At 41.0% G+C, this 21,844-nt stretch carries 19 protein-coding genes; 14 read left to right on the forward strand and 5 right to left on the reverse strand.

Annotation, left to right across the window (positions count from 1 at the left end; all coding sequences use genetic code 11):
- Positions 1 to 136: 136 nt before the first annotated feature.
- Positions 137 to 478 carry an FtsB family cell division protein gene (locus tag HPE56_RS13190; RefSeq protein WP_188244225.1) on the reverse strand — a complete coding sequence of 114 codons (342 nt, stop codon included), beginning with the start codon at positions 476 to 478 and terminating at the stop codon, positions 137 to 139.
- 6 nt (positions 479 to 484) lie between these two features.
- A complete protein-coding gene (udk, locus tag HPE56_RS13195) occupies positions 485 to 1,093 on the reverse strand; it encodes a uridine kinase (RefSeq protein ID WP_188244226.1) in 609 nt (202 codons plus the stop codon).
- Between the two features lie 478 nt (positions 1,094 to 1,571).
- On the opposite strand from udk, the gene mce reads away from it, so the two are divergent.
- The 10 genes from mce (at position 1,572) to HPE56_RS13245 (ending at position 12,270) form a co-directional block, all read left to right on the forward strand.
- Positions 1,572 to 1,979: a methylmalonyl-CoA epimerase gene (gene mce / locus HPE56_RS13200; RefSeq protein WP_188244227.1), complete on the forward strand. Its 408-nt coding sequence runs from the start codon at positions 1,572 to 1,574 to the stop codon at positions 1,977 to 1,979.
- Positions 1,980 to 2,026: 47 nt separating this feature from the next.
- Positions 2,027 to 3,586 carry an acyl-CoA carboxylase subunit beta gene (locus HPE56_RS13205; RefSeq protein ID WP_188244228.1) on the forward strand — a complete coding sequence of 520 codons (1,560 nt, stop codon included), beginning with the start codon at positions 2,027 to 2,029 and terminating at the stop codon, positions 3,584 to 3,586.
- Positions 3,583 to 3,951 (forward strand): OadG family protein, encoded by a 369-nt coding sequence (locus tag HPE56_RS13210; protein WP_223170305.1) that lies wholly within the window; start codon positions 3,583 to 3,585, stop codon positions 3,949 to 3,951. Before HPE56_RS13205 ends, HPE56_RS13210 begins: the two co-directional genes overlap by 4 nt.
- 58 nt (positions 3,952 to 4,009) lie before the next feature.
- On the forward strand, positions 4,010 to 4,429 hold the full coding sequence (locus tag HPE56_RS13215; protein WP_188244229.1) for a biotin/lipoyl-containing protein: 420 nt from the start codon (positions 4,010 to 4,012) through the stop codon (positions 4,427 to 4,429).
- A gap of 76 nt (positions 4,430 to 4,505) precedes the next feature.
- Positions 4,506 to 5,828 (forward strand): sodium ion-translocating decarboxylase subunit beta, encoded by a 1,323-nt coding sequence (locus HPE56_RS13220; RefSeq protein WP_223170306.1) that lies wholly within the window; start codon positions 4,506 to 4,508, stop codon positions 5,826 to 5,828.
- A 56-nt stretch (positions 5,829 to 5,884) separates the two neighbouring features.
- The gene (locus HPE56_RS13225) at positions 5,885 to 7,171 is read left to right on the forward strand and encodes an acetyl-CoA hydrolase/transferase family protein (RefSeq protein WP_188244230.1); all 1,287 of its coding nucleotides are present in this window, start codon (positions 5,885 to 5,887) and stop codon (positions 7,169 to 7,171) included.
- Positions 7,172 to 7,222: 51 nt separating this feature from the next.
- On the forward strand, positions 7,223 to 9,013 hold the full coding sequence (locus HPE56_RS13230; protein WP_188244231.1) for a methylmalonyl-CoA mutase family protein: 1,791 nt from the start codon (positions 7,223 to 7,225) through the stop codon (positions 9,011 to 9,013).
- A gap of 5 nt (positions 9,014 to 9,018) precedes the next feature.
- Entirely contained in the window at positions 9,019 to 11,148 is a 2,130-nt protein-coding gene (gene scpA, locus HPE56_RS13235) for a methylmalonyl-CoA mutase (protein WP_188244232.1), read from the forward strand.
- 131 nt (positions 11,149 to 11,279) lie between these two features.
- The gene (locus tag HPE56_RS13240) at positions 11,280 to 12,035 is read left to right on the forward strand and encodes a Dph6-related ATP pyrophosphatase (protein WP_223170307.1); all 756 of its coding nucleotides are present in this window, start codon (positions 11,280 to 11,282) and stop codon (positions 12,033 to 12,035) included.
- On the forward strand, positions 12,028 to 12,270 hold the full coding sequence (locus HPE56_RS13245) for a cysteine-rich CWC family protein (RefSeq protein WP_188244233.1): 243 nt from the start codon (positions 12,028 to 12,030) through the stop codon (positions 12,268 to 12,270). Before HPE56_RS13240 ends, HPE56_RS13245 begins: the two co-directional genes overlap by 8 nt.
- A 238-nt stretch (positions 12,271 to 12,508) precedes the next feature.
- Here the strand turns inward: HPE56_RS13245 and HPE56_RS13250 are convergent, their stop codons facing one another.
- The 3 genes from HPE56_RS13250 to meaB all read right to left on the reverse strand — a co-directional run bounded on the left by HPE56_RS13250 (position 12,509) and on the right by meaB (position 16,402).
- The gene (locus HPE56_RS13250) at positions 12,509 to 14,098 is read right to left on the reverse strand and encodes an aspartate:alanine exchanger family transporter (RefSeq protein ID WP_188244234.1); all 1,590 of its coding nucleotides are present in this window, start codon (positions 14,096 to 14,098) and stop codon (positions 12,509 to 12,511) included.
- 153 nt (positions 14,099 to 14,251) lie between these two features.
- Positions 14,252 to 15,352 carry a glycoside hydrolase family 76 protein gene (locus HPE56_RS13255; protein WP_188244235.1) on the reverse strand — a complete coding sequence of 367 codons (1,101 nt, stop codon included), beginning with the start codon at positions 15,350 to 15,352 and terminating at the stop codon, positions 14,252 to 14,254.
- Positions 15,353 to 15,397: 45 nt separating this feature from the next.
- Positions 15,398 to 16,402: a methylmalonyl Co-A mutase-associated GTPase MeaB gene (gene meaB / locus HPE56_RS13260; protein ID WP_188244236.1), complete on the reverse strand. Its 1,005-nt coding sequence runs from the start codon at positions 16,400 to 16,402 to the stop codon at positions 15,398 to 15,400.
- 487 nt (positions 16,403 to 16,889) lie between these two features.
- Between meaB and HPE56_RS13265 the strand changes: the two genes are divergently transcribed.
- From HPE56_RS13265 to HPE56_RS13280, 4 genes are all read left to right on the forward strand, one after another.
- Positions 16,890 to 17,375: an acetyl-CoA carboxylase biotin carboxyl carrier protein subunit gene (locus HPE56_RS13265; protein ID WP_188244237.1), complete on the forward strand. Its 486-nt coding sequence runs from the start codon at positions 16,890 to 16,892 to the stop codon at positions 17,373 to 17,375.
- Positions 17,376 to 17,456: 81 nt separating this feature from the next.
- A complete protein-coding gene (gene accC, locus HPE56_RS13270; protein WP_188244238.1) occupies positions 17,457 to 18,899 on the forward strand; it encodes an acetyl-CoA carboxylase biotin carboxylase subunit in 1,443 nt (480 codons plus the stop codon).
- Positions 18,900 to 18,902: 3 nt separating this feature from the next.
- A complete protein-coding gene (locus HPE56_RS13275) occupies positions 18,903 to 20,444 on the forward strand; it encodes an acyl-CoA carboxylase subunit beta (protein ID WP_188244239.1) in 1,542 nt (513 codons plus the stop codon).
- Between the two features lie 112 nt (positions 20,445 to 20,556).
- Positions 20,557 to 21,774: a multidrug effflux MFS transporter gene (locus HPE56_RS13280; protein ID WP_188244240.1), complete on the forward strand. Its 1,218-nt coding sequence runs from the start codon at positions 20,557 to 20,559 to the stop codon at positions 21,772 to 21,774.
- Positions 21,775 to 21,844 lie beyond the last annotated feature (70 nt).

The raw sequence follows: 21,844 nt of genomic DNA on the forward strand, positions 1-21,844 counted from the left end.
ACCTAAACAAGAGGGGGGAATGTTAATGGTGGTCTATTCGTGATTTTTAAGCATATGATTGGATAAACCGCTAAATGGAAAGATGCTCGTTTATGTCGATTATGACGGGTTTCTTTAAAGTATGTTGTTGTGCGATTCAGTCCTGATCATGGGCCTCCTTAAGTTTTAGGCTATCCTCGTATTCGATCAAATAGATTTCCTCGTCCTTCTTCTTTAGGTAATAGTGTTCCCTAGCGAACTTTTCCAGTTCATCAGTGTCCGATAATTTCTCGATGATCTTTTTGTCCTTTTCAATTTCGTTGCGTAAAAAATGCTGGGTTTTTTCAAGATTTTTGATCTCTTTTTTCAATTCCCTGTGGATCAGCAAGGAGTTGGTGTCGAAAAACAGCATCCAAATGACAAATACGGTCAATACCAAAACATAAATGTTGGTGAGTATGGCGAACCATTTTTTCTTTTTAAGATTTTTGAGACCCATATCCTATTAAACCAATTTTTCTGTGATGATGGTACGCACAATATCAACGGCTACGGTGTTGTATTTGTTGTTTGGAATTATGATGTCGGCATATTCCTTGGTCGGTTCAATAAACTGTAAGTGCATGGGTTTAAGGGTCGATTGGTACTTGTCCAAGGTTTCATTCATATTCCAACCGCGTTCATTGACATCCCTTTTCAACCTTCTGATCAATCGTTCGTCGGAATCTGCATGTACATAAATTTTTATATCGAGCATTTCACGGATTTTGGGATTTGTCAAGATCAAAATGCCCTCAACGATCATCACCTTTCTCGCGTTTGTTTCGACTGTTTTCGAAGTTCTGTTGCAATCAATGAACGAATATACGGGTTGTTGTACGGATAGCCCGGATCTCAGTTCAGTCAAATGTTGTACCAATAGGTCGAAATCAATGGATTTAGGGTGGTCGAAATTTGTTTTTTTCCTTTCGACGAGTGGTAGGTGTGATAGGTCGTTATAATAGGAATCTTGAGAAATAACACCAACCTCATCGGTTGGTAGCTCATTGATTATTTGGTTCACTACTGTGGTTTTTCCACAGCCCGTTCCTCCAGCAATCCCGATGATCAACATGTTCTGATTTTTTTGTCAAAAATAGCGATTTGGGTTGAAATCGCCATTCCGAAATGTACTTCTTCCCATAACTTGTTTTTTTTTGGTCATCGGCAACAGAATTTGATCGGTGGTCTTTATTTGAACCAAGCCCCCTGTTGAATGGGTTAAAATCAAAAATAAAGAAGGTAAAAGGAGGGTCAAAGTAAATATTTAATGATTCCATTATAGTTGAAATTGGCATTTGTACCGAACTTTTAATAGCTTTATAAAAATGCAAAGGATTATATGGGCAAAAAATTGAATCTTTTGTATTTAAAATCATGGGCTTAAATGGGCATGGACCATGAATTTAACTTTTTAAAATAATCATTTTATGACATCTGTCATAAAATCGGGCGGAACTTGGCGGTAAATTTGTCGCTTATTTACAAAATAAAGGGATTTTAAGAAGTATTTTAAAATAATCAATAACAAACAAAAGAAAAATTCTACAACCATGAACATTTCCCATATTGAACATTTAGGAATAGCAGTTGAAAACTTAGAAGAGTCGATCAAGTATTATGAGGGGGTATTAGGACTTAAATGCTATGCGATAGAAGAGGTGGCCGATCAAAAAGTGAAGACGGCCTTTTTTATGGTCGGTTCTACCAAAATTGAATTGTTGGAAAGTACGTCACCAGATGGGCCTATAGGCAAATTCTTAGAAAAGAAAGGACCAGGGATACATCACATGGCATTTGCAGTGAAAGATACCGATGAGGCACTTAAGACTGCTGAGGAACGCGGTGTTAGACTTATTGACAAGGTCTCTCGAAAAGGTGCGGAAGGATTGAATATCGGTTTCTTGCATCCAAAATCTACCCATGGTGTATTAACAGAACTATGTTCTAAGAAACAATAAGCAAACAAATAAATAATATTGGCAATCAAATAACCAAATAAATAAGAATGGCAAATCAAGAAAAAATCAATGAACTCATTGAGAAAAGGGCCGAAGCCAGATTAGGTGGTGGTGAAAAACGGATTGATTCCCAACATGCTAAAGGTAAATTAACCGCTAGGGAACGAATTGATCTATTGTTGGACGATGATAGTTTTGAAGAGTTTGATATGTTCGTGACACACAGGACCAAATCATTTGGTTTGGATAAGCAGCGCTATCTTTCGGATGGGGTTGTAACCGGTCATGGTACTATCGACGGTAGAATCGTTTATGTGTTTTCACAGGATTTCACCGTTTTTGGGGGTTCACTCTCCGAAACCTACGCTTTGAAAATTTGTAAAATCATGGATATGGCCATGAAAATCGGAGTTCCTGTAATCGGACTCAATGATAGTGGTGGGGCTCGTATTCAAGAAGGGGTTAGATCCTTGGCAGGGTATGCGGAAATATTCCAAAGAAACATTATGGCTTCAGGGGTAATACCTCAGATTTCATCCATATTAGGTCCTTGTGCAGGTGGAGCAGTATACTCGCCAGCGTTAACGGATTTTACGATCATGACCGATCAAACCAGTTACATGTTCGTAACCGGACCAAAGGTTGTGAAAACAGTTACCGGAGAAGAGGTTACCGCTGAACAATTGGGTGGTGCCAATATACATTCCACAAAATCAGGTGTTTCACATTTCTTGGCTGAGTCCGATGAGGAGAACTTGATGTTGATTCGAAAATTGATCAGCTACTTGCCTTCAAATAACCTTGAGGATCCACCATCTATTGTTTGTGATGATCCAATTGATCGTTTGGAAGATGCCTTGAATGAGATCATTCCTGAGAATCCAAACCAACCCTATGATATTGTTGATGTTATATCAATTCTTGTAGATAACGGTGAATTTACCGAAGTACATAGAAACTATGCTCGTAATATCTGTGTTGGATTTGCTCGATTCAATGGTCACTCCGTAGGTATTGTTGCCAACCAACCAAAATATTACGCAGGGGTTCTTGATATAGAAGCTTCAAGAAAAGCGGCTCGTTTTGTGCGTTTCTGTGATGCCTTTAACATTCCTATCGTTACTTTGGTCGATGTGCCTGGTTTCCTTCCTGGAACAGGACAGGAATATGGCGGAATTATACTCCATGGGGCAAAATTGTTGTTCGCATATGGAGAGGCCACTGTTCCTAAAGTGACTATTACGCTTCGTAAATCTTATGGTGGGGCACATGATGTGATGAGTTGTAAGCAATTGCGTGGCGATTTGAACTATGCATGGCCAACTGCTGAAATTGCGGTAATGGGGGCCAAGGGGGCCGTTGAGGTTCTCGAGGGAAGCAACATTCGTAAAATCGAGGATGCCGAAGAAAAAAGCAAGTACATTACGAAGAAAGAAGATGAGTATACCGAGAAATTCGCCAATCCGTATGTGGCAGCCAAGTACGGTTTTATAGATGATGTTATTGAGCCTCGAAACACTCGTTTTAGAATTGTTAGGGCCTTGGAGTTACTGGCTAATAAAAAAGAGGTCAATCCTCCTAAGAAACACTCAAACATACCATTATGATGTTATTGAATATGAGTTTGCAAGCAGATCAAATAAGTGAAGGTTATGTTATTTTATTAACAGGGCTTCTAATTGTTTTCAGTGCATTGTTGATCCTATCATTGTTCTTCCAATTTGGATTGCCTTTGATGTTGTATGTCTATCGAATCATAACCAAAGGAAGGGATAAAAAGATAAAGGATATCCCTATGAGTGCCGATGAGAATTTTACAGGTGAAGTCGCGGCGGCTATATCAACGGCCATTCATTTATACCTAAATGAACAGCATGATGACGAAAATGCCGTATTGACCATAAAACAAGCCAGAAAATTATATTCTCCTTGGAGTTCCAAAATTTATGGCACACATCAAAAACTAAAATAAAAATATTGGTTTGCCGTATAATTTTTAGCAGATCCGGTAACAAGAAACAACCAAAATAATGAAAAATTTTAATTTTAATATTCAGAATAATAATTACAATGTTAGAATTCTTTCGCACGAAGGAAACGTCATTGAAATGGAAGTCAACGGAACCTCCTATTCCGTTAAAATGAAGGAAGAGACCAAGAAGGCCAAAACGCCTAAATTGGTCCGTGCCGCTTCAAAAAGACCGGCAGAGCCCCTTAAGGTTAATCCAAGTTCTTCCTCAACTAAGATCGTGGCCCCCATACCAGGGGTTGTACTTTCAATTGATGTGAAGGTAGGGGATACCATAAAACTGGGAGACCGGTTGTTGGTGTTGGAGGCCATGAAAATGGAAAACAATATCGCCTCTGAAAAAGCAGGTACAGTTACAGCGGTAAAGGTTACCGTGGGACAGCAAGTATTGCAAAACGAAGTAATGATTGAACTAGAGTAGAAATTTCGTAAAAGTAGGTGTTGATATGGACTTAAAACCAATCGATACCTCGTTAATACTAGCAAAAAAACATAAAATGAAGAAAATACTTTTAATATTCGGAGTGCTATCACTTTTGATCTTTATCCGACCAGCATTAGGTTTTAGCAGTGATGCGAATCCAAAGGATGGGATTACTTCCGTAGAGGCACAACCAAACGTAGACCAGGGAGAGGGCGTTTTTACGAATGCCGTCCACGGTATAGAACAGTTTTATAACTATACTGGTTTTGCAAATGCCACTTGGGGACATATCATTATGATCCTAATTGGTATTGTATTTATCTATTTAGGTATAAAATTTGATTACGAACCTCTTTTGTTGATACCCATAGGTATTGGTGTGATTATTGGGAATATTCCCTTTGTTGCCGGTAACCAAACAGGGATTTATGAAACAGGGTCTGTATTGAACTACCTATATTTTGGGGTGGTCAAAGGGGTATATCCCCCATTGATATTCCTGGGTATAGGGGCAATGACCGATTTCTCCTCATTGATCGCCAACCCAAAACTGATGTTATTGGGTGCTGCCGCCCAAATAGGGGTTTTTGGAACCTTTTTGGGAGCATTATATTTAGGATTCAGTTTGCCAGAGGCGGGAGCTATTGGTATTATCGGTGGGGCAGATGGTCCTACAGCGATATTCCTATCCTCAAAATTGGCCAATGGTATCAATATTCTACCTGATGGAACGACCGTTAAAAACCTTATCGGCCCTATAGCCATTGCCGCTTATTCGTATATGGCATTGGTTCCTGTTATTCAACCGCCTATTATGAGGTTGTTGGTAAACAAAGAGGATAGGAAAATCCGAATGAAACCACCAAGGGCGGTTACCCAAAAGGAAAAAATGATTTTCCCTGTTGTGGCCTTATTGTTGACTACCTTTATTTCTCCTAGTGCATTGCCACTATTGGGTATGTTGTTCTTTGGCAATTTATTGAAGGAGTCAGGAAGAACAGAACGACTTGCAGATACTGCCAGAACCAAACTTATCGATATTGTTACGATATTGTTGGGTGTTACGGTAGGGGCTTCCACACAGGCCGATATTTTTATCACAAAGGATTCAATGATGATTTTCGCACTTGGGGCTATTTCTTTCGTAATTGCCACAATGGGAGGATTGCTTTTTGCCAAATTCATGAACCTATTCCTTAAAGGGGATAATAAGATCAATCCGTTAATCGGAGCCTCAGGGGTTTCCGCGGTTCCGGACAGTGCTAGGGTTGTACATGCCGAGGCGCTTAAATCAGATCCACATAATTATCTATTGATGCACGCTATGGCGCCCAATGTTTCCGGGGTTATAGGGTCGGCAATCGCAGCGGGTATTTTGCTGAGTTTCTTAGCGTAATTGAAAGGACTCAGATCGAAGAATCAAATAACTAGAGATTTAAAAAATTTAAAGAAATGAAAATTCCAAATTTGATGTCAGCTGATAAGGCTGTTAAATTAATAGAGTCTGGAAATAGGGTATTGATACAAGGTGGATCTGCCACACCGCAGGCCTTGATAAAAGCGATGGTCGCCAGAGCTCCCGAATTAAGAAATGTTGAGGTTGTCCACTTGCATACCGAAGGGGAATGTGGGTATACCGATCCTGCATTAAGGGAAAGTTTCCACACCAATGCTTTTTTCATAGGTGGCAATATTCGTAAAAGAATAGGGGACACAGCGGATTATATTCCTATCTTCCTTAGCGATATTCCAAGTTTGTTTCGCCAGGGATATATGGATCTTGATGTTGTTTTGGTTAATGTTTCACCACCGGACAAGCACGGTTTTTGTTCCTTAGGGGTTTCCGTTGATATTGTGATTTCGGCAATAGAAAAAGGCAAGAAAGTAATAGCACAGATCAATCCCCGGATGCCAAGAACCTTTGGGGATGCCTTGATCCATGTAAATAATTTTGCGGCTTGTGTCGATGTCGTAGAGGAAATCTACGAAATGAATTTTGTAGATCCAACTGAAACTGAAAAAGCAATTGGTAAAAACATAGCGGGAATTATTGAAGATGGTGCTACCTTGCAAATGGGTATTGGTGGAATTCCAAATGCCGTTTTGACGTTCTTACACAACCACAAGAACTTGGGTGTACATACTGAAATGTTCTCTGAAGGTATCGTCGATTTGGTCGAGAAGGGAATTGTTAACGGGTCACAGAAAAAAACGAACCCTTATAAAATCGTTTCCGGCTTTGCTATGGGGACTCGTCGTTTGTATGACTTTATGGATGACAATCCAGAAATAGAAATGAAGGATATTGCCTATGTCAACGATACAGCGGTTATTCGACAAAATCCAAAATCAACCGCCATTAATTCGGCCATTGAGATAGATATTACGGGTCAAGTATGTGCAGATTCCATAGGTACAAGAATGTTCTCAGGAGTTGGGGGACAGATGGACTTTATGCGGGGATCGGCATTGTCCGAAGGAGGTAAACCGATCATTGCCATAACCTCAAGAACAGGAAAAGGTGTTTCCAAAATCGTACCCATGTTAAAGCAGGGTGCAGGTGTGGTAACCACTAGGGCACATGCCAGATACGTGGCTACCGAATTCGGTATTGCCGAATTATTTGGAAAAAATTTAAATCAAAGGGCAAAGGCATTAAGGGATATTGCCCACCCTGATGATAGGGAAGGGTTGGACAAAGCTATTTTTGAAAGATTCGGCAGTAGCCTTTCGGTTTAATTAAATGTAGAATTAGCAAATAAGTATTTTACTACTATAATAGCACATATTATGAACGATAAGAATAAATCACTTTTTTCCGAATTCCCTCCGATTACTACGGAGCAATGGATGGAAAGAGTGACTGCAGATTTAAAAGGAGCTGATTTTGACAAAAAACTTGTTTGGAAGAATCTTTCAGGAATCAACATTCAACCTTGTTATAACTTTGAAAGCAAGATTACACAGCTTAAAAATACAGGGGAGAATTCGCAGTCATTGGTCAATTACCGTAGCATTGTGGTTGCAACTGCCGAGAGCGGTAATAAGCTAGCCCTAAAAGCGGTTGAAGAAGGAATGGACGGAATCATTTTCCAATTAAAGGAAAATGTTTCAGCGGCTACCTTGTTAAACGGAATCGATTTAAATGAAATTTCGGTTTCTTTTGAATTGGCTGCCAATGCTGTTGCCTTTACTGCTGACGTAGTAAAGGTGGCCAAAGGGAAAGACCTAAAAGGATATATCGACACAGGAATAATCTCCAAGTATGTTACCACAGGTTCTTTTGATGGGAACCAAGTTGAGGTTGCCGCTGAATTGGTGAAAATGACTGCTGATTATCCTAATTTCAAGGCCATTACGATTTCAGGGACTGAATATTTGGATTCTGGTGCGAACCAAGTGCAAGAGATTGCTTATACCTTGAATTCCTTGGTTTTCCTTATTGAAAGGTTGACCGAAAAAGGTATTGATACAAAAGCCATCTTCAACAACCTAAACTTTAAACTGGCGATTGGTTTAGAGTATTTTGTTGAAATAGGTAAGTTTAGGGCCTTTAACAGTTTATTGGCTGAAGTGGCTGCCAAATATGGTGTTGCTGAAGTTTCTATAACGGTTATGGCAAAAACTTCCATCTGGAGTAAGTCCATTACCGATGCCAATACGAATATGTTACGTGCTACTACCGAAGCCATGTCCGCAATATTAGGAAATGTAGATGGGATTTTAATTGATCCTTATGATAAGGAATTTAAAGAGCCTTCCGATTTTTCAAGTAGAATAGCGGGTAACATTACAACAATTTTAAGGGAGGAATCTTATTTTGGTAAAGTAACGAATCCGGTTGATGGCTCTTACTACGTTGAAGAAGTTACTTCAAAAATTGCAGAAAAAGCTTTGGAATTATTTAAGTCCATTGAAGCTGCAGGAGGTTTTTATAAGGCCTTTGAAAATGAAACGATTCAACAACAAATCGCTGAAATCCGATTGCAAAAATTAAAATTGATCAGTCAGCGTAGACTTCCAATGGTCGGGGTGAATAAATATCCTAACCTAATGGAGACTGTTTCTGCCGATTTGCTTTCCAAAGGTTCGGCAGACAATCCAAAAGTATTGACTCCAAGAAGGGCTTCATTGGAAATAGAAGCTATGCGTAGGAAAACCGAGGAATTGGTTGCAGAAACCAATGTTAGACCTGTAGTGCAGTTGGCAAGTTATGGGAATTTGACCATGCGTAAGGCTAGAGCGGCTTTTGCTTACGATTTTATCGGTGTTAGTGGTTACGACGTTCATCAAGAGGAAAGTTTTGAAAGCGCTGCGGTTGCTGCTGCAGAAAGTGCTAAATCCGATTCCCACGTAGTTGTTATTTGTAGTTCTGACCAGGATTATGATGAAACGGCACTTGACTTTATAAAAGCATTTAGGGCTATTACTGCCAGCAAGGTATTATTATTGGCCGGTGCCCCTAAAAATTTGGACGAATTGACTGAAGCAGGTTTAGACGGAATTGTAAATATGAGGACTGATGTTCTGAAGACACTTTCTAGTATTCAGGAAAAAGTTCAAAAAACATTAAAATCTTAAGAAGTATGAAACCAGATTTTTCAGATATAAAATTAAATTCTGCTGTTAAACAAACGGCAGCAACTTCAGAGAATCATGAAGTGTGGAATACTCCTGAAGGAATACCGGTAAAAAAACAATTTACAGCCGAAGATATTAAGGATGCGGAACATTTAAGATATGCAGCGGGTGTGCCACCATTTTTAAGGGGACCCTATAGTGCCATGTACGCCATGCGTCCTTGGACAATCCGTCAGTATGCAGGTTTCTCTACAGCTGAGGAATCCAACGCATTCTACCGAAGAAACTTGGCCGCAGGTCAAAAGGGACTTTCCGTGGCATTTGATTTGGCCACACACCGTGGGTACGATTCCGATCACCCTCGTGTAACTGGTGATGTTGGTAAGGCCGGGGTTGCCATAGATTCCATTTTGGATATGGAAATCCTGTTCGATCAGATTCCTTTGGATAAGATGTCGGTATCCATGACAATGAACGGTGCGGTATTGCCTATCATGGCTTTTTATATTGCCGCGGCGAGAAAACAAGGGGTTTCTTTGGACAAACTTTCCGGGACGATCCAAAATGATATCTTAAAAGAGTTCATGGTGCGTAATACATATATTTACCCACCCTTGCCTTCAATGAAGATCATTGGTGATATCTTTGATTACACCACTAAGAATATGCCCAAATTCAATTCCATTTCAATTAGTGGTTACCACATGCAGGAAGCTGGTGCAACCGCCGATATTGAATTGGCTTATACTTTGGCAGATGGTATGGAGTACATTAGGACTGGATTGAAATCCGGTTTGAAAATCGATGAGTTCGCTCCTCGTTTATCCTTTTTCTGGGCTGTAGGGATGAACCATTTTATGGAAATTGCCAAAATGCGTGCCGCACGTATGCTATGGGCAAAAATCATAAAATCATTCAACCCGACTAATCCAAAGTCAATGGCATTGCGTACGCATAGTCAGACTTCGGGATGGAGTTTAAGTGAGCAAGATCCTTTCAACAACGTAGCCCGAACTTGTATCGAAGCTATGGCTGCTGCATTAGGTGGAACACAATCCTTGCATACCAACGCGTTGGATGAAGCAATTGCTTTGCCCACCGATTTCTCTGCACGTATTGCACGTAATACCCAGATTTATATTCAGGATGAAACGCAGATGACCAAAGCAGTCGATCCTTGGGCCGGTTCTTACTATGTTGAGTATCTAACCCAGGAGATTGCCAAAAAAGCTTGGAAATTGATCGAAGAGGTTGAAGAACTTGGTGGAATGGCCAAAGCCATAGAAACCGGGGTGCCAAAAATGCGTATCGAGGAAGCCTCGGCCCGTAAGCAGGCCCGATTGGATTCCGGTCAGGATATCTTGGTTGGTGTCAATAGATTCAGGACCAAAGAGAAATCGAATATCGAGATTCTTGAGGTTGATAATTCCGTTGTTCGCGATTCACAGATAGAACGTCTTAAAAAGCTTCGTGCCAATAGAGATCAATCCGTTGTGGATAAAAATCTTGCTGCATTATCGAAATGTGCTGAGACAGGTAAAGGAAATTTACTGGAATTGGCCGTGGAAGCTGCCGAGAATTTTGCTACTTTAGGTGAGATTTCAGATGCTTTAGAGGCTCATTTTGGTCGTCATAAAGCGAATACTAGATTAATCAGTGGTGTATATAGTAAAGAAGTGGATAACGATAGTACTTTTGCAAAAGCGCAAAAATTGGCCGATAAGTTTGCCGAAATAGAAGGTCGTCGCCCTAGGGTGATGATCGCTAAGATGGGTCAGGATGGTCATGATAGGGGAGCCAAGGTGGTTGCCTCTAGTTTTGCCGATTTAGGTTTTGATGTAGATATGGGCTCTTTGTTCCAAACTCCGGAGGAGGTTGCGAAACAGGCTGTAGAGAACGATGTTCACTTTGTAGGGGCTTCCAGTTTGGCAGCAGGTCATAAAACATTGATTCCACAGTTGATCGGTGAGTTGGAAAAACTGGGCCGACCAGATATCATGGTGTTTGCTGGTGGAGTGATTCCCGAACAGGATTATAACTATTTATTGGAAAGAAAGGTAGCTGCCATTTTTGGCCCTGGTACCGTTATTTCCGAATCAGCCATTACCATCATGGAGAAATATCTAGAACAATAGAAATTTTGTTCTAAAAAACAAGGGTTTGTTTAGGCACTCATTGTGCCAATAGCGAACATTGAAGCTGACATGTATATTTTGCACGCCACTATTCAATTTTATATTGGGTAGTGGCTTTGTAATTTACAGTAATGCTTGTACCCTATAATGGTAGCTTAATCATTAAGATAGCCCAATTACCAATGTTGAAACAAAAAACGTATTTAAATTGGAGTAGTGGTAAGGATGCTGCCTTGGCATTGTACTACTTACTGAAGGATCCCAATTATGAAGTGGAATACATACTTACGACCGTCAACGCACATTACAATCGTGTAAGCATGCACGGTCTAAGAAGGGATTTATTGGAACAACAACTACAGTCCATTGGTATTGCCAATGGTGTCGTAGCATTGCCTGAAACCCCTTCAAACAATGATTATGAGGAGCTGATGGGGAGAACAGTAAGGCAATTGAAGACTGATGGCTTTGAATATGCTGCCTTTGGTGATATTTTTTTGGATGACCTAAGGACGTATCGGGAACAGCAGTTGGAAAAGGTGGGTGTAAAAACCGTTTTCCCACTATGGAAAAAGGATACCGGTCAATTGATCCACGAATTCTTGGATAAGGGTTTTAAGACTATTGTGGTCTGTGTCAATGCCGATTTACTCGATGCTTCCTTTGCAGGAAGGATTATTGATGAGGATTTTATAAACGATTTGCCCGAAGGAGTAGATCCCTGTGGTGAAAATGGGGAATTCCATACCTTTTGTTTTGATGCTCCCTATTTTGAATGTCCTGTTCGATTTACGATAGGGGAAAAGGTGTATAAGGAATATAAAAATGGGGGAACAACTAACGGATTTTGGTTCTGTGATTTATTACCGATAAACAAAAATGAATAAACACGAGGAAAAGAATTGCCCACGATGTAATACGGTCTTCGAATGCAAGGTAGGCTCTATATTATTATGCCAATGTACTACGGTAACCCTCAATGAGGAAGAACGTACTTATATGAGGGAACAGTTTTCCGATTGTCTTTGTGCACCATGCATGAAGGCCGTCAAGGCGGAATATCACAACAACTTATTAAAGGATAAAATCGACAAATTAGCAGGCAAGTCAAAGGGCTTATAATCTTTCCTGGTGATGTTGGCGGTTTAAAACGACGATAATGACTTGTGGGGTAATTATCTGCCGAAAATCCATAGTTTTACATTAATGCTTGGTTCTTGGGGTATTGATCCTGTGGACTTTTTCACATCGAAACCGGGGTCCAACCATTAAAATGAGTCGTTACGACTTATGCCCAAAATCTTTTTGGGTTGGTTGATATTGACCTTCCTTCCTTAGTGTATGGAATCAATTTCCTTACTTAAAACAACAAGCCCAAAAGCTGAGTGCAAATAATCAAAAGCACCATGGCTATGGGGTAAACGGTTGCGTAGGCAATTGATGGGGCATCGGTTTTGGTCATGGTATCCACTGCTGCCAAGCCTGGGGTACTGGTCATTGATCCCGTTATGGTTCCCAATAAGGTCAAGGCATTGATTTTAAAAAATATCCGAGCAACGATCGCAGCGATCAACATGGGAAGAAAAGTCATAACCCCACCAACCAAGAATAGTTTTATTCCATACTGGGAATAGGTTTCCACCAAGGTGGCACCCGCATCCGTACCTACCACGGCCAAGAAAAGCATTAAACCGAATTGCCTTAAAAGCTGATTGGCATTTCCACTCATCATCCATAATATGTTACCGGTTTTACCAATACGGCCCAAAACCATGGCAACGATCAAGACCCCTCCGGTAAGACCCAGATTAAAACTGAAGGTGTCACCAAAATTGATGGATACGCCTCCGACCAAAATTCCGATAACAATACCCAATGCCAAAGGGAAAAAGTTGGTGTCGGAAAGTTCACTTTTGTTATTGCCGATCAACCTTGATATTTGGGAAACATTGTCCTTTTCGCTGGAGATTACCAATTTGTCCCCAATCTGGAGTTTTAGGGTGGAATTTGGGGATAAGTCTATGCCACTCCTACGAATTCGAGTTATGGTCGCGTTGAAATTTTCCCTTAGGTTTAATTCACCCAATGATTTATTGACCAATTCAGTACGGGTCATCAAATACGATTGGGACACATATTGTTCCCCAAAAGCGATTTCAACATCGGATTTAGGGCCTATCAGTAATTCAACGCGCCTTAACGATTCTTCAGTACCCACAACCCGTACATAATCACCTTTGTGTAATACGGTGTCTTTCTTAGGGGTAAAAGCCTTTCCTTTGTGCATAACCCTTGAGATGACACCCTTGGTCATTGAACGGACCCTGAGTTCACCAATGGTCTTGTTTATGGCCCCGTCGTGCTCTACCAAAAAGTTGGCTCTTGTAATGGGTTCGTAATGGCTTAGGGCTTTGGCTTCATAGTCCTTTTCTTCCTTAGAAAGGTTGATTCTCAAAATTTTAGGGAATAATTTCACGAATAGAATAACCCCGATGACCCCAAATGGATATGCAATACCATAGCCTATTGATGCCAGTGGCGAATGTGTAATATCGATGACCGTTGCCAAACCTGGTGTACTTGTCAAGGCCCCGGCCATTAAACCAATCGCAATTGATTTGTCAATGTCCAAAAACATAATGGCAAGTAGCGCCAATAAGGCAGCTGTTATGATTACGATTGTGGCCATGATCATTAGGTTTTTACCATCTTTCCTAAAGGAATCGAAAAATCCTGGACCCGCCTGTAATCCTATGGTGTAAATAAAAAGGATCAATCCTATTTTCTGTAGGATATTGGGTAGGGAGACCCCAAGATGGCCAAAAAGCAGGGCAACAAAAATAATAGCGGAAATATCAAGGGAGATTCCCTTTATCTTGATGTTGCCAATAATAAATCCAATACAAATGATTAAAAATAATACGAGGTAGGTAGTGTCTAAAAAATACATGGAGAATTATTTCAAAATAAGTGACAAAAGTATATTATTAATAAGTTGTCATAACTGATATTTGTTATTTTTCTTGCGAAACGAAATCAGTACAACGATTTAAAAATTTCATTAGGGCCTTATATGGGTGGCCCAGTGCCCTGTTGGCCCCTTTTATGGCAACTGTTTTAGTGATAGGCTGGCGTTAAATGCATCAAGGGCAGAGGAAACCGTTGCGGCATTCGCTTCGGATGGTTGGTCCCATACCACACCAGGTGCCTTGGCACCCCCGATCATACCTTTTTTCCAGATTGCCGAGGTGTTCTTTGCTATGAATTTTTTATAGGATTTTTTTGGACTGTATTCGTTTAGGTACATGAGGTGGCGCATGAAAATACCTTTGAATTGTTTGGCATCCGGCCTACAAGAATCGGGTTCACATCTTTTTTCAACCAAGATCCCATCAGGATTTGTCATGTGCTTCAAGGTCGCCTTTACAAGATCATGGGCGCTTTTTAAATAATGGTCTTCCCCGGTTATCTTATGTAGATTGACCAGCCCTGTCAAAACCACGCCCTGATTATAGGTCCATACATTGCTTGTTATGGATTCCTTACCGTCCTTAAAACGTATGCCATCCTGTATGTTCCCATTGGAATCCAACAATTGCGAATCCATCATCCATTCCCAGATGGATGTGGCCCAAAGCAGGGCGGACTTTCCATTAACGGTTTTAGTGCCGGCCAAATGCAAGCGTGTGGCCAGTGTCATCGCAAGTCCATTACTAATAGCGCCTTTAAACTCCAATCCTTTTTTCCAGTAGAGACCACCGTCTTCATTCCATCCGGTTGTTATGTCTTCGAAAATGATATTGGCCATGTCCAAATACCTTTGCTCCCCCGTATATTCCCAAGCATCCAACCATGCAAGGGCCCACCAGCCCTCATCGTCATAGTAATCATTGATGTAGTTCTTACAGATCCAGGCTGGTTGTTTCTCCGTGGCGGGAACTTCGAATTCTTTGGTCTTGTCAAAAATATCCGCGATATTATTTTTAAAATCGGGGTTCTGGGTTAGTCTGGCATTGTTTATTTGGGCGGTTAGGATATTGGCAGCGTTCCACCATGAGGTGGTTTCCCATTGCCCGGTATCCTCATTGTACCAATGGTCTAGATAATGGATTAATTCCTTCGCTTTGTCTTTTGGGGTGTACTGCCCATAGGATTGAATGTGTATACCCACGATTAAAAAAAGGAAAAGAAGTGATTTCTTCAAAGTAAAACTATTTAATTCCAAATGCCCAAGAGCCTGGAAATGTAATTATATCGATTTTTTGAACTCTTCAATAATGCTTTGTGCAGCCTTTACCGGTGATATTTTTGCAGCAATGATGTCCTTTTCCAAAATCGATAAATGATCCGCTATATTTTTGGATCCATAGAATAATTGTTTTAATTCCTCATTGATATTGTTGTACATCCATTTAATTTGCTGGTGGTTCCGGTTTTTAATGAAATAACCATTTTCATCGATCAGTTTTTTGAACTTGGTTATTTCTTCCCATACGTTATCAATACCAATATGTTTTACGGCAGATGCTGTGGATACGACTGGACTCCAACCTGAATCCGCCATAGGGAATATATGTAAGGCATTTTGGTATTGTCGCTTCGCAATTTCACTTTTTTTGATGTTGTCACCGTCGGCTTTATTGATCACGACCATATCGGCCATTTCCATAATCCCTTTTTTAATGCCTTGAAGTTCATCACCTGCCCCGGACAACATTAGTAGCAAAAAGAAATCGGTCATGCCATGCACGGCAGTCTCAGATTGTCCGACCCCTACGGTTTCAATTAAGATCACATCGTATCCGGCGGCCTCACAGAGCAACATGGATTCTCCTGTTTTATTGGCTACTCCCCCTAGGGTATCCCCTGTTGCGGAGGGGCGTATGAAAGCCTCTTCCATATTCGCCAATTCCTCCATCCGGGTTTTGTCACCCAAAATACTGCCTTTTGAACGTTGGCTACTGGGGTCGATGGATAAAATCCCTACTCTATGGCCTTTACTGACTAGATACATTCCAAAAGCCTCTATAAATGTACTTTTGCCTACGCCGGGAACACCGGTTATGCCGATTCGAATCGAATTCCCCGAGTGGGGTAAAATGCCTTGGATGATCTCTTTGGCTAATATTTTATCACTTTCAAGATTGCTTTCCACGATGGTAATTCCCCGGGACAAAATAACCCTGTCCCCTTTTAAGATACCATCAATATATGCTTTTGCCGTTAATCTTCCCTTTGGTTTGTAGTTTGTCATGGAGTGCGGAATAAAATCAAATTAGCTACTTATTTTAAATAAATAATCCTCTCTTTTTAATGAAAAAAAGATGGATTTTTTAACAGGATTTAACTTAGTGAAATCGAAAGGGCAAAGGTAGTCATAAAGCCAAAAGCACCATAATTATGATTCATGTTTATAAGTTTCCATGGTGTTGTATTTTTGATAATTCAGAAAATCATGGATCATTTTGATATTTTGTAAAAAATTATAGGTATAAAGTATCAAAAAATGATAGAATTTATATTTTGTTTCTTTTTTTATATTTATACTTGTTAGGTTCGTTATTGTGGAATATGTATGATTATTGGAAGTCCAAATAGATTTGTTCAATCCTAGGGTAAATGATAAGTAACAGAAAAGGAATACAGTCTATATGGATAGGTAGCGGAAACCCTCGATTACGTTTTTAGGATCGATAGCTTTAGTGATAAAACAATACTGATAATTCTAAATAATGCCATACATGAACAAAAAATTCAAGGTAAATGTTAACCATGACCTGTCCTTCAATATTACCGATCAGGATATTGCAGGTTTGGATGCATTGCCAACCTCAAAAACAGCCTATCATATCTTACAGGAAAACAAACCGTTTTTGGCAGAGATACTTGCTTCTGATTTTAACAAAAAGAAATATACCGTAAAGGTCAATACCAGTACGTATGAGACTGTCATTTCCGACGACTTGGATCTTTTGATCAAGGAAATGGGATTTTCCCTAGGGTCTACAAAGAACATAGACGTAATATACGCCCCTATGCCCGGACTTATTCTTGAGATTAATGTATCCATCGGGCAAACGGTGAAGGAGGAAGACCCTTTATTGATATTGGAAGCCATGAAGATGGAAAATGTTATCGCATCCCCTAGGACGGGAACCATAAAGTCGATCTCGGTAAATAAGGGGGAAGCCGTTGTTAAAAAACAATTATTGATAGAGTTCGAATAAACAGGTTGTACAATGATGCTACAATTTTGTCATTAAGTACTATGGCAAATTATTTCTGGTAATAAATAGAAAAAGGAACAGATGAAAAAAATATTAATAGCCAATAGGGGGGAAATTGCCATACGGGTAATGAAAACCGCCCAGCGAATGGGCATTAAGACCGTCGCGGTTTATTCAGAGGTGGATAGAAACGCACCCCATGTAAAGTTTGCCGATGAGGCGGCATGTATCGGGGAAGCACCTTCCAACCAATCCTATCTTGTAATTTCAAAGATCATCGAAGTGGCTAAGAAGCTGCATGTAGATGCCATACATCCCGGTTACGGTTTTTTGAGTGAAAATGCTGAATTCGCAGAGGAAGTCGAGAAGAACAAAATGATATTCATTGGCCCTAAAACCCATGCTATCCGAATCATGGGAAGCAAATTGGCAGCGAAAGACGCTGTTAAAAAGTATGATATTCCGATGGTTCCCGGTGTTGATGAAGCCATAACCGATATTAAGAAAGCCAAGGAGATCGCTAAGGAAATCGGATTCCCTGTACTGATAAAGGCCTCTGCGGGTGGTGGAGGTAAGGGCATGCGGGTGGTGGAAAAGGAAAAAGACCTGGAGGCACAAATGAAACGGGCAATCAGTGAGGCCACTTCCGCATTTGGTGATGGTTCTGTTTTTATTGAAAAATATGTGACCTCCCCAAGGCATATCGAGATACAGGTAATGGCCGACAGTCACGGTAATATACTCCACTTTTTTGAACGCGAATGCAGCGTACAACGAAGACACCAAAAGGTAATCGAGGAAGCTCCCTCAACGATTTTAACCCCTGAACTTCGCGCAGAAATGGGCATTGCGGCAACCAAGGTGGCCAAGGCTTGTGATTATTTGGGAGCGGGTACCGTTGAATTCCTGATGGATGCAGACCTGAATTACTATTTCTTGGAAATGAACACTCGATTACAGGTAGAGCACCCGGTAAGTGAGCTTATTGCGGGAGTTGATTTGGTAGAATTACAGATACGGGTTGCCCGTGGAGAGGCCTTGGCAATGAAACAGGAAGAACTGAAAATAAACGGACACGCCTTGGAACTTCGAGTATATGCCGAAGACCCATTGAATGATTTCTTACCGAGTATCGGCACATTGGAAACCTATCAGCTGCCAACAGGTAAAGGGGTTCGTGTTGATAATGGTTTTGAGCAGGGGATGGATGTGCCCATCTATTACGACCCCATGCTCTCAAAGTTGGTAACCTATGGGGAAACTCGGGATGAAGCGATTCAAATCATGTTGAAAGCCATTAGTGATTATGTCATTAGGGGAGTACAGACGACCTTGCCTTTTGGAAAATTCGTTTTTGAACACGAAGCTTTCCGTTCAGGAAAATTTGACACACATTTTGTAAAAGACCATTATTCTCCTGAAGTACTCAAGGCAAAAACCCATGAGGAGGCAAAAATAGCAGCGATCATCGCTTTGAAAAAATACAGGGAAGACCAAAAAATCCTAAGAACCCCAAGACAATAAATTATGGATCCAAGATTGAAGAAATTAGAAGAAAGGGTGGCTCTGGCCCATAAGGGCGGAGGTAAAAGACGTATCGATAAACAGCATGCCAAAAAGAAATTGACAGCAAGGGAGCGAATCGATTATCTATTGGATGAAGGTTCGTTTGAAGAAATGGGGGTTTTGGTCACGCACCGTTCCACCGATTTCGATATGGAAAATAAAATGTATTTTGGAGATGGGGTTGTCACGGGGTATGGTACCATCAATGGACGATTGGTTTATGTGTATGCCCAGGATTTCACGATTTTTGGTGGAGCCTTGTCAGAGACCCATGCGGAGAAAATATGCAAAGTAATGGATTTGGCCATGAAAGTTGGGGCGCCCATTATCGGTTTGAACGATTCCGGTGGCGCGCGTATTCAAGAAGGGGTTCGCTCTCTGGGGGGCTACGCCGATATATTTTTCAGGAATGTGCAGGCATCTGGGGTAATTCCGCAATTATCCGCAATCATGGGGCCATGTGCCGGTGGAGCGGTTTATTCACCTGCGATGACCGATTTCACCCTCATGGTCGAAGAAACAAGTTATATGTTCGTAACAGGACCCAATGTGGTAAAAACGGTGACCAATGAAGAGGTGACATCGGAAGAACTGGGTGGTGCCAATACCCATGCGTCAAAATCAGGTGTGGCCCATTGTACTTCGGCCAACGATATTGAATGTATGGAGGACCTTAAGAAATTGTTGGGCTATCTTCCCCAGAACAATAAGGAAACCACCCTGAAATTGCCCTTTGAGTTTAAGGACGAGGTGCGGGATGTCCTAAAGGATATTATTCCGGAAAATCCCAATAAACCTTATGACATGCATGAAGTTATTAAGGGGATTATAGATGAGGCTTCCTTCTTTGAGATCCATAAGGATTTTGCAGAGAACATGATTGTGGGCTTTGCCAGGTTAGGGGGTAGGAGTATTGGAATAATTGCCAATCAACCCATGTTTCTCGCAGGGGTTTTAGGGGTGAAAAGTTCCATTAAGGCGGCCCGTTTCACTCGCTTTTGTGATGCTTTCAATATTCCGCTTTTGGTTTTGGTCGATGTGCCTGGGTTCTTGCCGGGAACCGATCAGGAATGGAACGGGATCATCGTACATGGGGCCAAATTATTATATGCCCTTAGTGAAGCCACCGTACCCAGGGTTACGGTCATTACCAGGAAAGCCTATGGTGGGGCCTATGACGTAATGAATTCAAAACATATTGGCGCTGATTTCAACTATGCATGGCCTACGGCGGAAATCGCGGTGATGGGGGCCAAAGGGGCTAGTGAGATAATTTTTAAAAGGGAAATTTCGGAAGCGGAAGACCCTACGGCCAAGTTGGCGGAAAAAGAAGCGGAATATGCCGAGAAGTTTGCCCACCCCTACAGGGCGGCAAGAAGGGGTTTTATCGATGAGGTGATACGACCTGAAAATACGAGGCGAAAATTGATCAAAACCTATAGTATGTTAGAGGGTAAAGAGGTAATCCGCCCCGATAGAAAACACGGCAACATACCTTTGTAATCGGTTTGGCCATATGCAATGCGGGTTCATATCCCCATCGAGGTTTTTTTTCGTTTACGAATTTGATTTTTTATTAATAATTAATTAAAGGGGATATGGCTACCTTTGCCAGATGCAAAATGAGAAAGTAAAACCCAATTTTGAATTTGTAGCCCTTATGGCAGCATTGATGTCCATTGCGGCATTGGCCATTGATGCTTTGTTGCCTGCACTTTCCGAGATTGGTGTGTCTATAAATAGTTTTGATGCTACCGATCATCAACTATTGATCACCATGATTTTTTTGGGGTTGGGAATTGGTCAATTGTTTTTTGGACCTTTATCGGATACGTTTGGAAGAAAGCCAATGGTCTATTCCGGATTTACGGTCTTCGCCTTGGCCAGTGTTGTATGCCTATTTGCCCCTTCCTTGGAATGGATGATTGTGGGAAGGATATTCCAGGGCATAGGATTATCGGCGGCAAGAACCATATGTGTAGCGATTATCAGGGATACCTATAAGGGGGATTATATGGCAAAGGTAATGTCATTTGTCACAGCCTTTTTTATAATGGTGCCTGTTGTGGCACCTGCTATCGGAAAAGGTGTAATGATTGCTTTTGGATGGAAAGCCATTTTCTATTTACAATTGGTCCTCGCTTTGGTTGTATGTATATGGTTTTGGAAACGACAACCGGAAACCCTTCATCCTGAATATAAAATTCCATTTTCGAGCCATATTTTTGTTGATGGCCTAAAGGAATTGCTCAAGTATAAGGAGACCATGGCATTCACTATGATTTCTGGATTGATTACGGGCTCTTTCCTGGTTTATCTCAGTGCCTCTCAACATATATTCGAGGATATTTATGGACTTAAGGATACTTTTCCCTTTATTTTTGCAGGTTTGTCAGTCTCCATAGGGTTGTCTACCTTTTTGAATGGTACTTTGGTGTTGAAATTCGGTATGCGAAAATTATCATTGACTGCCCTTTCGATCTTCAGTAGTATTGCACTATTGTACGTACTATTGTTTTGGAATGCGGACAATCCGGATATAGTCGTACTGGTCAGCTTTCTTTCTGCCCAGTTTTTTTGCTTAGGCTTTATGTGGGGTAATTTTAGATCCATTGCCATGGAACCCATAGGGCATATTGCTGGCATCGGGGCAGCCATCACTGGTTTTGTTTCCACATTGTTTTCGATTCCAATTGCGGCCTATGTAGGTAGTTTTATACAGAAAAGCGTATTGCCTATGTTTGTGGGATTGGCTATTTGCGGATTGGTATCCCTCGTTATTTTTCTGCTAATGCGAAGAAAAATCTCCAAGCGCGCGAAACTTTTGGTTTAGCGTTGGCTTACATAAAAGAAACCGTTCCTAAGGAATGCCTTAAGAACGGTTTCATGTTTTTACGATCTTC

This window comes from Maribacter aquimaris, from assembly GCF_014596745.1.
Lineage (GTDB): Bacteria > Bacteroidota > Bacteroidia > Flavobacteriales > Flavobacteriaceae > Maribacter_A > Maribacter_A aquimaris.